Origin of the sequence: Sphingomonas sp. SUN039 (assembly GCF_024758725.1) — a bacterium.
Taxonomy (GTDB): domain Bacteria; phylum Pseudomonadota; class Alphaproteobacteria; order Sphingomonadales; family Sphingomonadaceae; genus Sphingomonas_O.
The window spans coordinates 28,029-42,360 of sequence record NZ_CP096972.1; the positions used below are offsets into that span (position 1 = coordinate 28,029).

General features: G+C 64.6%; 12 protein-coding genes. 10 read left to right on the forward strand and 2 right to left on the reverse strand.

Features of this window, described 5'->3' with window-relative positions; translation table 11 throughout:
- Positions 1-66 precede the first annotated feature (66 nt).
- The 5 genes from M0209_RS00170 to M0209_RS00190 all read left to right on the forward strand — a co-directional run bounded on the left by M0209_RS00170 (position 67) and on the right by M0209_RS00190 (position 7,739).
- The gene (locus M0209_RS00170) at positions 67-1,893 is read left to right on the forward strand and encodes an NAD(P)/FAD-dependent oxidoreductase (protein ID WP_258886153.1); all 1,827 of its coding nucleotides are present in this window, start codon (positions 67-69) and stop codon (positions 1,891-1,893) included.
- Positions 1,890-3,281, forward strand: coding sequence for an aromatic ring-hydroxylating dioxygenase subunit alpha (locus M0209_RS00175; RefSeq protein ID WP_258886154.1), 1,392 nt, complete (start codon positions 1,890-1,892; stop codon positions 3,279-3,281). Before M0209_RS00170 ends, M0209_RS00175 begins: the two co-directional genes overlap by 4 nt.
- Positions 3,278-5,107, forward strand: a complete 1,830-nt coding sequence (locus M0209_RS00180) for a thiamine pyrophosphate-binding protein (protein WP_258886155.1) — start codon at positions 3,278-3,280, stop codon at positions 5,105-5,107. Before M0209_RS00175 ends, M0209_RS00180 begins: the two co-directional genes overlap by 4 nt.
- 182 nt (positions 5,108-5,289) lie before the next feature.
- On the forward strand, positions 5,290-6,708 hold the full coding sequence (locus M0209_RS00185) for an aldehyde dehydrogenase family protein (protein WP_258886156.1): 1,419 nt from the start codon (positions 5,290-5,292) through the stop codon (positions 6,706-6,708).
- A 5-nt stretch (positions 6,709-6,713) separates the two neighbouring features.
- Positions 6,714-7,739 carry a zinc-binding dehydrogenase gene (locus tag M0209_RS00190; protein ID WP_258886157.1) on the forward strand — a complete coding sequence of 342 codons (1,026 nt, stop codon included), beginning with the start codon at positions 6,714-6,716 and terminating at the stop codon, positions 7,737-7,739.
- A gap of 12 nt (positions 7,740-7,751) precedes the next feature.
- Here M0209_RS00190 and M0209_RS00195 read toward each other — a convergent pair whose 3' ends face one another.
- Positions 7,752-8,084, reverse strand: coding sequence for a nuclear transport factor 2 family protein (locus M0209_RS00195; protein WP_258886158.1), 333 nt, complete (start codon positions 8,082-8,084; stop codon positions 7,752-7,754).
- A 150-nt stretch (positions 8,085-8,234) separates the two neighbouring features.
- Here M0209_RS00195 and M0209_RS00200 point away from each other — a divergent pair, with 150 nt between their 5' ends.
- The 3 genes from M0209_RS00200 (at position 8,235) to M0209_RS00210 (ending at position 10,634) form a co-directional block, all read left to right on the forward strand.
- On the forward strand, positions 8,235-8,576 hold the full coding sequence (locus tag M0209_RS00200; RefSeq protein ID WP_258886159.1) for a type II toxin-antitoxin system RelE/ParE family toxin: 342 nt from the start codon (positions 8,235-8,237) through the stop codon (positions 8,574-8,576).
- Positions 8,576-8,884: a DNA-binding transcriptional regulator gene (locus tag M0209_RS00205; RefSeq protein ID WP_258886160.1), complete on the forward strand. Its 309-nt coding sequence runs from the start codon at positions 8,576-8,578 to the stop codon at positions 8,882-8,884. Before M0209_RS00200 ends, M0209_RS00205 begins: the two co-directional genes overlap by 1 nt.
- Positions 8,885-9,020: 136 nt before the next feature.
- A complete protein-coding gene (locus tag M0209_RS00210; RefSeq protein ID WP_258886161.1) occupies positions 9,021-10,634 on the forward strand; it encodes a gluconolaconase in 1,614 nt (537 codons plus the stop codon).
- Positions 10,635-10,765: 131 nt separating this feature from the next.
- Here M0209_RS00210 and M0209_RS00215 read toward each other — a convergent pair whose 3' ends face one another.
- Entirely contained in the window at positions 10,766-11,536 is a 771-nt protein-coding gene (locus M0209_RS00215) for an IclR family transcriptional regulator (protein WP_258886162.1), read from the reverse strand.
- Positions 11,537-11,598: 62 nt separating this feature from the next.
- On the opposite strand from M0209_RS00215, the gene M0209_RS00220 reads away from it, so the two are divergent.
- Both M0209_RS00220 and M0209_RS00225 read left to right on the forward strand, forming a co-directional pair.
- Positions 11,599-13,164 (forward strand): acyl-CoA synthetase, encoded by a 1,566-nt coding sequence (locus M0209_RS00220; RefSeq protein ID WP_258886163.1) that lies wholly within the window; start codon positions 11,599-11,601, stop codon positions 13,162-13,164.
- Between the two features lie 18 nt (positions 13,165-13,182).
- Positions 13,183-14,328: a MaoC family dehydratase N-terminal domain-containing protein gene (locus M0209_RS00225; protein WP_258886164.1), complete on the forward strand. Its 1,146-nt coding sequence runs from the start codon at positions 13,183-13,185 to the stop codon at positions 14,326-14,328.
- Positions 14,329-14,332: the final 4 nt, after the last annotated feature.

A 14,332-nucleotide genomic window follows, 5' to 3' on the forward strand; every position in this document is an offset into this window, starting at 1 on the left:
GGCGACGGGGGTTGATCGCTGGGCTGCGAGCGGGACATTCCCGATACCTGTTTTGCCGGAGTGGATATGAGCTGCAAGCCGACGGTGACGCCGTCCATCGACCAGATCGACATCCCCGCGCTGCGTGCGAAATACGCCGCAGAAAAGGCGCGGCGGCTGCGTCGCGAGGGGCAGTCGCAATATGTCCGGCCTTCGGGCGACATCGCGCCCGATTTCGCAACCGACCCGCACAAGCCCGTCGCCCCGCGCGCGGCGCTCGACGAAGTCCTCGACGTGCTCGTCATCGGTGCGGGCTGGGGCGGGATCAAGGCGAGCTATTACCTCGCCAAAGAAGGCGTCACCAACTTTCGCAACATCGACACCGCGGGCGACTTCGGCGGCGTCTGGTACTGGAACCAATACCCCGGCGTACAGTGCGACAACGACGCCTATTGCTACCTGCCTTTGCTCGAAGAAATGGGCTTCATGCCGTCGAAGAAGTTCTCCGACGGTGCCGAGATACAGGCTTATGCCAAGTCGATTGCCGAGCGGTTCGGGTTCGCCGACAAAGGACTGTTCCACACGCAGGTGACCAGCGTGAAATGGGACGATAGGATCCAGCGCTGGCAGGTCGGCACCAGTCGCGGCGACAACATCCGCGCGCGCTTCGTCATCGTCGCGTCGGGCGTGCTCAACATGCCCAAGCTGCCCTCGGTCAAGGGTATCGAGAAGTTCCGGGGCAAGGTGTTCCACACCTCGCGCTGGGACTATGGCTATACCGGCGGCGCGTACGGCAATCCGGTGCTCGACAAGCTCGGCGACAAGCGCGTGGCCATCGTCGGCACGGGGGCCACCGCGATCCAGACGGTGCCACCGCTCGGCCAATATGCCAAACAATTATATGTGATCCAGCGCACGCCCTCGACCATCGACGAGCGGCCCAATCCGCCGACCGATCCCGACTGGGCGGCGTCGCTGCAACCCGGCTGGCAGAAGGAACGACAGGCCAATTTCCATCGCGGCGCGCAGGAGGTTTACCAACCCGGCGAGCAGGATTTGATCTGCGACATCTGGACCGAGATCAACCGCAACCTGTCGGCCGAAATCGGCGCGATGGGCGTCGATGTGTCGATGGAAGACTATATGGCCAAGCGCGAGGAGATGGACTTCCGCGTGATGGAGCGGTTGCGCGCACGCTGTGCGGCGCTGGTCGACGATCCCGCGACGGCCGAGGCGCTCAAGCCGTACTACAACCATATGTGCAAGCGCCCGCTGTCGAGCGACGCGTTCTACCCGACGTTCAACCGCCCCAATGTCACCCTGATCGACGTGTCGGACGAGCAGGGTTTGCAGGAAATGACCGAAACCGGCTTCATCGCGGGCGGTGTGGAATATCCCATCGACTGCATGATCTTCGCCAGCGGCTTCGAAGTGACATCGGACCTCGAACGGCGCTGGAGCATCGGCACGTTCGAGGGGCGCGACGGGGTCTCGATCTACGACCACTGGCGCGATGGTCCCGCGACCCTGCACGGGATCACCACCCATGGTTTCCCGAACATGGGCTTCATCGGCTACATCCAGGGCGGCATCAATTCGTCGGTGACCGAACATTTCGGGCGGCAGGGCGCGCATATGGCGTGGATCATCGGCGAGGCGCTGAAGCGCGGCGTCGCCGTCGTCGAGCCGAGCCGCGAGGCGATGGATGCGTATGTAAAGACCTATAACGAGATCAAGCCCGACTTCTCCGCGATGCAGGCGCTGTGCCCGCCGGGATATTTCAACAATGAGGGCGCGGCGAACAACAAATGGGCGCTGTTCCCCGGCTGGGGATACGGCTGGGACCATTTCGAAGGGATGCTCGCCGACTGGCGCGCAGCGGGCGACATGGCGGGGATGGATCTCCGCTCATGACCGTCACCGCCAAAACGCTCGATGACGAGGTTGCGGTCACTTACGGGACCGAGGCGTTCCTGTCGGCGGACTATGCGCGCGCCGAAAAGGAAAAACTCTGGCCGCGCGTCTGGCAACAGGCAGGGCGGGTGGAGGACATCCCCAATGTCGGCGACTATTTCACCTATGACATCTGCGACGACAGCCTGATCATCCTTCGGGTGAAGGAAGGCGAAGGCAAGGACTGCTTCCGCGCGCTTTACAACGTCTGCGCGCATCGCGGCCGCACGCTGATCGACGTGCCGGAGGGCAGCAATGGCGTGCGCGGCAACACCCGGCGCGGCTTCACCTGCGCCTTCCACGGCTGGAGCTACGATCTGGAGGGCAAGAACACCTTCATCCTCCATGATTTCGACTGGCACGGCGCACTGAATGCCGATTGCACTTCGCTGACCCGGTGTCGCCTCGATCTGTGGGGCGGGTTTATCTACATCGACCAGCGCGAGGAAGAGGCGGAAAGCCTGAAGGAGTTCCTCGGCCGCGCGGGCGACATCCTCGACCATTTCCAGATCGACAAGATGCGCTGGAAATGGCGGCAGTACTGCATCTACCCGGCCAACTGGAAGACCGCGATCGAGGCTTTCATGGAGCCGTACCATACCACGACGACGCACAACCAGCTGACGGCTTACGCCGAATTCTACGCCTACTCGAAGCAGTACGGGCTGCATTCGGTCTCGGGCTTCGATCAGGTCGCCTCTGCCGAGGCAACGACCGAAGGTGGCGGCGTGAGCCGCGCAGGCAAAGGGGGCGACCCGCGCGTTTCGACCTATGAACTCGCCTACGAAAACTATTCGACGATCAACAACGCGGCGTCGACCGACACGCTGATCGAAGCCGCCCGCCGCCTGAAGGACGAACTCCCCGAAGGCACGCCGGTGGGCGAGGTGATGGCGCACTGGATGAAAAGCGCGAAGGCCGACGATGCCGCGCGCGGTGTGGTCTGGCCCGACGTGCCGCCCGAGGTGATGAAGGAGTCCGGCCTTGCCTGGACGATCTTCCCCAACACCAACATCCTCCACGGCGTGACCTTTGTGCTCGCGTACCGCGCGCGGCCCTATGGCGACGATCCCGACATGTGCCTGTTCGAGGCCTATGCTCTGGAGCGGTACCCCGAAGGCGAGGAGCCGCAGACCGACTGGGTCAAAGCCGACCCGCTGACCGAGCAGGACAAATGGGGGATCGTGCTCAGTCAGGACTTCAACAACATGAAGTGGGTGCACAAGGGTATGAAAAACCGCGGCTTCAAAGGCGCGCTGCCCAACCCGCACCAGGAACAGAAGATCATCAACGCACACCGCAACCTCGCCCAATTCATGGGGCGGGGCGAACCGAGGCTATTGAAATGAGCTACGACGATCCCAAACCCGCCCAGCCGGTGTCGCTCCTTCCGGGGCAAGCCGCGCCCAAGAACACGGCAACCTCCGAGCTGAAGACCAAGGCAGGCGGTGTGCCCGTCTACAAGCGCATTCTCGACCTGTTCGAGGCGGAGGGGATCAAGACGCTGTTCGGCATCCCCGACCCCAATTTCGTGCATCTGTGTTTGGAGGCCGAGGCGCGGGGTTGGACCGTCGTGTCGCCGCACCACGAGGCCGCAGCCGGGTTCATGGCCGAGGCCGCTTCGCGCATTACCGGGAAACCGGCGCTGTGCTTCGGCACGCTCGGGCCGGGGCTGGCGAACATGATGCCCGCGATCCAGTGCTGCAAAGTCGAGAATTCGCCGGTCATCTTCCTCGGCGGCCAGCGTGCGCGCGTCACCGAGCGCCGCGTCCGGCGCGGGCGCATCCAGTTCGTCCGGCAGGAGCCGATGATCGAGGATTCGGTGAAGTATTCGGGCAGCATCGAATATGCCGACCAGACCGACGAGGTGATCCGCGAGGCGATCCGCGTCGCTATGTCGGGGACGCCGGGGCCGAGCTATGTCGAATATCCCTCGCACATCATTCTCGAAGAACTCGACGCGCCGGAAATCCTGCCGCCGCACCGTTATCGCCTGACCAATCAGGGCGCCGATGGCGACCGCATTGCCGAAGCCGCCGAACTGATCCTCGCCGCCAAGAACCCGATCCTGCTGGTCGGCCATGCCGTTTACACCAGCCAGTCGGGTGCGAAGGTCAAGGAACTGGCCGAGCTGATGAACTGCCCGGTCATCCAGACCTCGGGCGGCACCAGTTATATCAAGGGGATCGAGGACCGTACTTTCCAGTATGTGTTCTCCGACGCCTCCATCGAAGCGGTCGAGGAGTCGGACCTCGTCGTCGCACTTGGCACCGAACTCGGCGAGCCCGTGCACTTTGGCCGCTGGCGGCACTGGTATGCGGGCGAAGCGAACCGCAAATGGATCTATGTCCAACAGGACCCGACCGCCATCGGCGTCAACCGTCCGGTCGACGTGCCGCTGGTCGGCGACCTGCGCGCCGTCGTCCCGCAGCTCAGCCGTGCGCTCGGCAAAGGGCGCGAAGCGGGCGAACAGCTCGCCAAATTCGTGCGCGACGGGCAGGCCGAACTCGATAGCCTCGCCGCCGAAACGCTGACCAAGACCGACGGCACCGGCAATACGCAGGTGCATACGTCGCGCTTCATTGTCGAGGCGACCAAGGCGTTCCCGAAGGGCGGCATCATGATCCGCGACGGCGGCGCGAGCGTGATCTTCGGCTGGACCTATAACCAGTGCAAGCCGAACGACGTCATCTGGAACCAGAATTACGGCCATATCGGCACCGGCCTGCCCTATGCGACCGGCGCGATGCTGGCCGACATTGCGGAAACGGGCGTGACCCGTCCGGGCATGCTCGTCACCTCGGACTCGAGCTTCCTGTTCCACATCGCCGAACTCGAAGTTGCGGTGCGCCGCAACCTGCCGCTCGTCTGCGTCGTCGCGGTCGATTTCCAATGGGGTCTCGAAGTCGGCGTCTATAAACGCACCTTCGGCCAGGGCACGGCGGAGACCGGCACGCACTGGTCCAACAAGGTCCGCATGGACAAGATCGCCGAAGGGCTGGGCGCGTACGGCCAATATGTCGAGACCGCCGACGAGATCGGCCCCGCCATCGCCCGCGCCTATGCGCACGGCGGCCCGGCGGTGATCCACGTCCCCATCGACCCCAAGGCGAATTCGGAAGAAATGCCGAAATACGACAAGTTCCGGACGTGGTACGCGGAAGGGACGCAGTAAGTAAAATCCTCCCCCAAGCGAAGACTTGGGGGAGGGGGGCCGCCCCGCGCAGACGGGGTGGTGGAGGGGCGGACCCAGTTCCAACCGTGGCATTGCTGATGTTGGAGCACCGCTCACCCCTCCACCGCTTCGCGGTCCCCCTCCCCTGCGTCTGCGCGCAGGGGAGGAATTAGGAGAGCAATATGCGCCACTATCCGAACTTCTACATCGACGGCGCATGGGTCGCCCCGGTCACGCCCAAAACTGCCGATGTCATCAACCCCGCAACCGAGGCCGTCAGCGGCACGATCTCGCTCGGCTCGGTTGCCGATGTCGACAATGCCGTCGCCGCCGCGCGCCGTGCCTTCCCCGCATGGTCGCAGACCAGCGTCGCCGACCGCCTCGACCTGCTCCGCGCGATCCAGGCGCAGTACAGCCGCCGGATGCAGGAACTGGGCGAAGCGGTGACCGAGGAAATGGGCGCGCCGCTGTCACTCGGCTGCGGCTTCCATGTCGGGTTGGGCGCGGGCCATCTCCAGACCGCCATCGAAGTGCTCGAGACGTTCAAGTTCGAGGAACAGCGCGGCGCAACGATGATCCTGCGCGAACCCATCGGCGTCTGCGGTCTCATCACGCCGTGGAACTGGCCGCTCAATCAGGTGACGGTCAAGGTGTTCCCCGCGCTCGCGACCGGCTGCACCATGGTGCTGAAGCCCCCGCAACTCGCGCCGTACTCAGCCCAAATCCTCGCCGAAATGATTGCCGACGCGGGCGTCCCGGCCGGCGTGTTCAACATGGTGCAGGGGCAGGGCAGCGTGATCGGCGCGGCGCTCTCCAAACACCCGCAAGTCGACATGATCAGCTTCACCGGTTCCGAACCCGTCGGCGTCCAGATCAGCAAAGACGCCGCCGATACGGTCAAGCGCGTCGGCCTCGAACTCGGCGGCAAGAGCGCCTGGGTGATCCTCGACGACGCCGATATGGCAGCCAATGTCGGTGCGGCGACGGCAGGCATGATGGTCAATGCCGGGCAGACCTGCTCGGCGGGTTCGCGCCTGCTCGTCCCCAATGCGCGCCTGGAAGAGGCGGTTGCCGCCGCCACTGCCGCCGCGAACGGCGTCACCGTCGGCGACCCGCATGGCGATGTCGGCATGGGTCCGGTCGTCTCGAAGGCGCAGTGGAACATCGTTCAGGGCTACATCCAGAAAGGCCTCGACGAAGGCGCGCGCCTGATCGCGGGCGGCCCCGGTCGCCCCGACGGGCTGGACAAGGGCTATTACTGCAAGCCCACCGTATTCGTGACGACCAACGACACCACCATCGCACGCGAGGAAATCTTCGGACCCGTCCTCGTCATCATCGGCTATGACGACCTCGACCACGCCGTCGCCATCGCCAACGACAGCATCTTCGGCCTCGGCGGCTATGTCAGCGGACGCGATACGGACGCCGCCCGCAGCGTCGCCCGCCGCATGCGGACCGGCGCCGTCTGGATCAATGGCGGCTTCGACTTCCACGCCCCCTTCGGCGGCTACAAACGCAGCGGCAACGGCCGCGAATGGGGCGCGTTCGGCTTCGACGAATATCTCGAAATCAAGGCGATATCCGGCTTCGGGGAGTAGGCGACATGAAACCGGAAACGTTCAAGGCGGCGATTTTCCGGGGGCAAGGCGACGTCGATGTCGTCGATCTGCCCTATCCCGCCTGCGGCGACGACGAGGTCATCGTCCGCAATCTGATGACCGGGGTGTGCGGATCGGACATTGCCGCCTACCGGCGCGGCGGCGACCTCAACATGGTCTGGAAGGACCATGAATTCGGCCATGAAGCGGTCAGCGAAGTCGTCGAGATCGGCAAGGACGTGACCGGCCTGGCACTCGGCGACCATGTCTTCCCCAACCAGGGCTATGCGCTCCGCGACCGCCGCCGCATGGCGACGGTCGGCGGGTTCTCCGAATACATCAAAGTCCTGCAATGCGAGGTCGGCTACAGCGTCCTCAAGATCGACAACGACATTCCGGTCAAGACCGCCGTCCTGATGGAACCCTTCGTCATCGGCACCCGCGGCGCGCGCAACCTCAATCCCGGCCCGGACAAGACCGCCATCGTCTTCGGCGCGGGCATCATCGGCATGTCGGCGGCGATCATGCTCGACTGGTTCGGCTGCGCCAAAGTGATGGTGGTCGACATCTCCGAAAAACGGCTGGCCAATGCCCGCAGCTTCGGCCTGCTCACCTGCAACCCCGAAACCGAAGATCTGCAGGCGCGCGCCTTTGCCGAGTTCGGGACGCAACAGGCCTATCTGGGCGAGCGGTGCAACGCCGACCTGTATTTCGACGCGATCGGGCTCCCCGTCGCGATCGACAATTTCACCATGCTCGCCGGCCGCGAGGCGACGCTCGGCATCACCGGCGCGCACCACGAGGCCGTCCCGCTCAACCTGCGCCATTTGTCGCTGATGAACTGGCGGATCACCGGCTGCGGCAGCATCCCGATCCAGGAGGCGTTCGTCGACATCCTCGCGATGATGCGCTCGGGCAAATACGATGTGTCGTCGCTGGTAACGCACGAATATCCGGTCGAGCAGATCGCCGATGCGCTGGTGATGGGCGGCAACGCGACCGAAGCGCAAAAGGTGTGCATCGCGTTTTGAGCGGACGAACGCTCACCCCTGCCGATAAATACTCAACCGCCGGATAAGCCCGTCCGCGCCCAGGTGAAAGAAGCTCCCCATCCGCCGCACGCTGTCGTCGGCCAGCCGCACCTCGACCTGCACGGCAATGCCCTCGCCGCCAGGAAACATCGATTGCGGCGAAGGCGTCGGCCCGCCCGCGGCAAACACCTGCGCCTCCATCTCGCGGATCGCCGCCTTGCCCGCAATTTCGCGCCCGTCGGGCAGGACGAACGTCGCGTCCTCGGCAAACAGCGCGGTGAACGCATCGAGGTCGCGCGCTCGGACAGCGGCGAAATAGCGGTCGGCGAGTTCGGTCGGCGTCATGGGCGGATGTCCTGTGGTCTTGGACCGCTGTCGTGCCAGCCGTTCGCAGGAGCAAGACTCGACGACAGGACTCCGCACGGGCGATACGAGTGGCTTCACCCCGGGCCTTTAAAGTTGCATATTGGGCGTCATTGACGTATAAAATAGTTGATGCTAACGCGCCTCATCACGGTCGCCGAAACGCACCTGTTCCGGCGACAGGCGGAAAAGATATGGCGCGAAGACGAGATTTCGGCGCTTGTCGATCACATTGCGGCCAACCCCGAAGACGGCGACGTGATCCCCGGCACCGGTGGCATTCGCAAGCTGCGCTGGGGTCGCGCGGGAACCGGCAAGCGCGGCGGAGCACGGGTAATCTATTTCTATCACAACGTCGATCTGCCGGTTTACCTGCTGTTCGCCTATGCCAAGGCACAGGCGACCGACCTGACGGCTGACGAGAAACAGGCCCTGACGGCGCTGGCGGCAACGCTGAAACAGGGCAAAGGCTGATGAAGGACAAGGTGATGGGCACGACATTCGGACAGGATTTGATCGCCAGCATGACGGAAGCCGTCGCCCATGCGCGCGGCGAGGGCATGGTCGCGCGCGAACATATCGTCGAAGTCCCCGACGTCCGTGCGATCCGCGAGGGGTTGGGACTGTCACAAAACGCTTTTGCCACCATTTACCGCATTCCGCTGGCGACACTCAAAGGCTGGGAACAGGGCCGCCGCCAGCCCGACGCAACCGCCAGCGCCTATCTCAGCGTGATCGCCCGGATGCCAGGCGAGGCGCGCGAGGCTTTGCGGGCCGCTTGAAGCGCTTGGCGCGCCGCCTACCTCAACGTCGCCCCCGCGATACACCTCACCGCGCGCGCGCACCCGTTGACCCCCACCGGCATCCCCGCTCAAATCCTCCGCAAAAATTAGCCCCGCAGGCGAGAGGATCACAGGCATGTCATCGCACCCCAGCCGCTACCACGGCCCCCCCGCCACGCTCACCGAGGGCTGGACGCTTGCCCGCCTTACCCCGCCCAGTCGCCTGTCGGGCGCGAACGGCATTCGCACCGGGGCCGACGGGCGCATCTGGATTGCGTCGGTGCCGTCGAGCAGTGTCAGCGCCATCAATCCCGACACGGGGGCCATCGACATAATCAGCCCTTTGGGCGGCGATATCGTCGCGCCCGACGATCTGGTGTTCGACGAGGCGGGCAATCTTTACCTGACCGAAATCACGCTGGGCCGCGTGTCGATGCGCGAACCCAACGGCCGCGTCTCGGTCGTCTGCGGCGACATGCCGGTCGCCAACCCGATCACCTGGAGCCAGGGCCGGTTGATCGCGGGCGAATGCCGCATGGACGCGCGGATCATGGAGCTGGACCGGAACGGCGGTGCGCCGCGCGTCATCAAGTCCGGCATCCCGATGGCCAATGCCTTCGACGTCGGACCGGACGGGCGGCTCTATGCGCCGATCATGGGCGCGAACGAAATCTGGGCGATCGATCTGGCGACCGGCGCGCATGAGGTCGTCGCGGGCGATCTGGGCGTGCCCGATTCGGTGAAGTTCGACGCGCGCGGGCGGATTGTCACGACGCAGGTCGCGAGCGGCGATGTGCTGCGGATCGACGTGCAGAGCGGCGCACGCGAGACGCTCGCCAATCTGGGGCCGGGCCTCGACAATGTCGCGTTCGTCGGCGACCGCATTTTCATCTCGAGCATCAACGGGTCGATCACGGAGATTCTCGCGCCCGGCAAAACGCGCCCGCTGGTCCAGCGCGGGCTGCAATGGCCGCTGGGACTGGCGGTCGATGCGGGCGGCACGATCTTCGTCTGCGACGGCGTATACGGCTATAATCTACGTCCCGACGCGGATGCTTCGGTCGAGGCGCTGCAACTGGCGGGGATGATCTTCTACCCCGGCTGCCCCGGCTATATGCGCGGGGTGTGCGCCGGGAGCAGCACCGGCGAATGGATCATCGCAACGGGGCTGGGCAGCCTCGCCCGCTATCGTCCCGCGATGGGCGAGAGCGACTTTATCGCGCACGGCTACGACCAGTTGATGGGCGTCGCTGCCAATGCGCGCGGCGCGGTGGTCTTCGCCGAGTACGGCACCGGCCGCGTCCATGTCGCCGAGGGCGAGAATGTGCGCGAGATCGCCAACGGCCTCGATCATCCGATGGGCGTCGCGGTCGATGGCGACACCGCCTATGTCGCCGAGGCGGGTGCGGGCCGGATCGTGCGGTTGCGGCAAGGCAGCCCGGTCGAGACCGTGGTCGATGGTCTGTCGCGCCCCGAAGGGATCTGCCTGTCGGGCGGCAAACTCTATATTGTCGATACACTCGCCAAGACATTGACTGAAGCCGACCCGGACGGCGGCACGCGGCGCACTATCGCCGAGAACCTGCCCGTCGGCGCGCCCTTCGGTGTCACGCCCAAATTCCTCGGCCCCATCGGCGATATGGCGGGGCCGATGGTCAATTTTGCCGGGATCGCGGCGGGCGCGGACGGGACGCTCTACGTCTCGGGCGACGCCGAGGGGAGCGTGCTGGCTATCCGCCCAGCGGGGTAGAGCGATCTGACCTCTTCTCCGAGCGTTAGCGAGGAGCCCGGCCGAGCGTCAGCGAGGTCTCTCGCCGCAGGCAGAATGTTCTCGCTAACGCTCGAAAGAGCACCTCGCTAGCGCTCGGCGAAGTGCAATCTCTATCCGCCCAGCTGGGTAGAGATCGTCCGCGCGCCCGCGATGAGCGCGCCTGCAACCGCATCGCGCTTGATCGCATTGCCCAGCCCGATGGCGACGAGCGCATGGCCCGGTTTGCCGCTCTCGTCCCAGACCGGCGCGGCAAGTACGGTCACGCCCGCGATGTAATTGCTGTCATCGATGGCATAGCCTTGCTGGCGGGTGTCGGCGACCTGCGCTTGCCAATCGGCGTAGCTCGGCGCGTTTTCCCAGCGCAGCGTATCGAAGCGCGCACGGATTTGTGCCTCGGGATATCCCCCGAACGCGGCGATGCAACGACCGGTGGCGCTGATCAGCGCGGGAAAGCGGCTGCCGACCTGTGCGGACAGGCGCAAATTCGCGCCGCCCTCTGCAACCGCGACGACGGTAATATGCTCCAGCCCGCCGATGCGGACACCCATCATCGTGAGACCCCGCTCGCGCGCCAGCCGGTCGAGCACCAGCTGCGCGACATCGACGAAGCGGTCGCGCCGCAGCCATCCGCGCGCGAGCGTCAGCACGCCTGCGTCGAGCGCGTAACGCTTGGTATCGGCGTCGAACGCGACCAGTTCCTCCTCGGCCAGCGCGCGCAGGACATAGAGGCAGGTCGAGGGCACCAGCCCGAGTTCGCGCGCAATTGCGTTCACGCCCAGCGGCGCACCGCTTTTTCCAAGTAAGCGCAGAATCGCCGCCGCTCGCGCAATCGCGGGCGCCTTGCTGTCGACGCGTATCGCGGGGGCGATGGGCGGTATCATTCAATATACCGAATAGTATTCTGTATTTACAATAGCAAGTGCGATCTGCGATATGGATGAAGATGGCCAAATTGACCGACCTCACCAGCTATGCCGACGCCCAGACGCATGCGTCGATGGCGGCGCTGTGGGACCTGTTCGACGGCGACCGCGATCGGCTCAACATCGCCCATGAATGCATCACCCGCCACGCCGATGGCTCCGGCCGCGCGGCGGTCCGCATCGCCCACGCCGACGGTCGCGACGAGGCGCTGAGCTTCGACGCGATATCGGCAGGTGCGGCGCAGTTCGCGCACTGGCTCGACGCCAATGGCATTCAGAAGGGCGACCGGATCGCCTTCATGCTCGAGCCCTCGCTGCCCTTCTACGTCTGCCTGTTCGGCGCGATGCAGACCGGCGCGATCTCGGTGCCGCTGTTCACGCTGTTCGGCAACGATGCGCTGCGGTTGCGCGTCGACGACTGCAAGCCGGCGATGCTCATCACCAACACCGAAAAGGCCGATCTGGCGCGGTCGGTGGATGGCCTGCGGGTCGTGGTCGCCGATGACCGCCTGCTCGACGAGATCGCGTTCTACCCGAAGACCTATGAGCCGAAGTCGGCCGCGAACGACCTCGCGGTTTTCCAGTACACCAGCGGCACCACCCGCGAACTGCCCGAGGCGGTCAAGCACACCCACCGCGCTCTCGTCACGCTGATGTTCGCGGCGCTCTATGGCACCGGCATCCGCCCGGGCGACGAGTTCTTCTGTCCCTCCTCGCCTGCCTGGGGCCACGGCCTGTGGCATGGCACGCTTGCACCGCTGGGGCTGGGCGTGACGACGGGCACCTTTGCCGGGCGGTTCGACGCGGTACGGCTGATGAAGGCGCTCAGCGACTACAAGATCACCAACATGTCGGCGGCGGCAACGCATTACCGGATGATGAAGAACAGCGGAAAGGCCGACGACTACGCCTTCCACTTCAAGAAGCTGTCCTACACCGGCGAGCCGATCGATCCGGCGACCCTCGACTTCATCGACGCGCATTTCCACGTGCCCGCATGCAGCATGTATGGCACGACCGAGATCGGTGTGGTGCTGGTCAACTATCCGGGCGCGACGGATTACGAGGTGAAACCGGGTTCGCTCGGCAAGGCAGTCCCGGGGCAGAAACTGCAGGTGCAGACGCCCGAAGGTACACCGTCCGCGCCCGGAGAAATCGGCGAGCTGATGCTGTGGCGTCGCGACCGCTGGGAGACGACCAAGGATTTGGCGAAGATCGACGGTGACGGCTATTTCTATCACTGCGGCCGCGCTGATGATGTCATCATTTCGGCTGGCTGGACGATGTCGGCGGTCGAGATCGAGAATACGATGCTCAAGCACCCCGATGTCCGCGAGTGCGCGGTGATCGGCGCGCCCGATGCCACACGCGGGTTGGTGGTCAAGGCGTTCGTCGTCACAGACCGCGAACCCAGTGACGCATACGTCAAGGAACTGCAGACCTTCACACGCGAGCGGCTCGCCCAGCATGAGTTTCCGCGCCTCGTCGAATTTACCAGCGAGCTGCCCAAAACGCCCGCCGGCAAAGTCCACCGCAAAGTGTTGCGCGACCGGGAAGCCGCCAAGGCACTCGAACTCGCCAGCTAGAATTTCAGGAGAAGACCAATGGCTACCGTGCTCGAAAAACCGACCGACAAGTTTCCCAAGATCACCGAAGCGGGTCTCGAAGACCTCCGCAAACGCATCGGCGTGAAGATCGAAAACACCGTCGAGCCGTGGAATTACGAAGCCACGCGCGATGCCATCCGCCACTACGCGCACGGTATCGGCGACGATAACCCCCTGTGGTGCGACCCCGACTATGCGTCGACGACCAAGCACGGCAGCATCGTCGCGCTGCCCAGCTTCCTGTTCTCGATGAGCCGGATCGTGTCGGGCTATTGCGGCGGGCTGCCCGGCGTGCACGCCATGTGGGCCGGGGCCGACTGGACCTGGCTGAAGCCCGTGCTGCGGAACGACACAATCAGCACCGAGGCGTATCTGAAAGACCTGATCGGTCACGACACGAAATTCGCGGGCCGCGCCTATCAGCAAATCTATCATGTCGATTTCACCAACCAGCATGGTGAAAAAGTTGCCGAGTGCGACAGCTATGTCTTCCGCACCGACCGCGACGAGGCGCGCGATCGCGGCACCAAATATACCGGCCAAGTCGGCAAGGTCGAAAAGCTGACCGACGAGCAAATGCAGGAGTGGTTCGACCTCTATCGCAACGAGGAAATCCGGGGCGCGGTGCCGCGTTACTGGGAAGACGTGAGCGAAGGCGACGAACTGCAGCGCATGATGAAGGGGCCGATGACGGTCACCGGCTTCATCGGTTACGCGCAAGGTTGGGGGGGCTTGTACATCCGCACCAACAAGCTGCATTTCCAGCTGATCGACGCGCATCCGGGTCTTGGCATCCCTAACAAGTTCGGCGTGCGCGACGTGCCGGAGCGGGTGCACTGGGACGACGATTTCGCGCGTGAGGTCGGTACGCCGGGTGCCTATGATTACGGTCCCGAGCGCAACTCGTGGCTGACCCACCAAATCACCAACTGGATCGGCGACGACGGTTTCCTGAGCAAGCATAAGTGCCAGATCCGCCGCCACAATCCCGACGGCGACGTGATCTTCATCGACGGCAAGGTGACGCGCAAGTTCGAGGAGAACGGCAAGAAGTACGTCGAGATACAGCAGCGCGCGGAAACGCATCGCGGCGAACTGTCGGCGACCGGCACCGCGATCGCCGAACTGCCGAGCAAGGGCTAAGCGT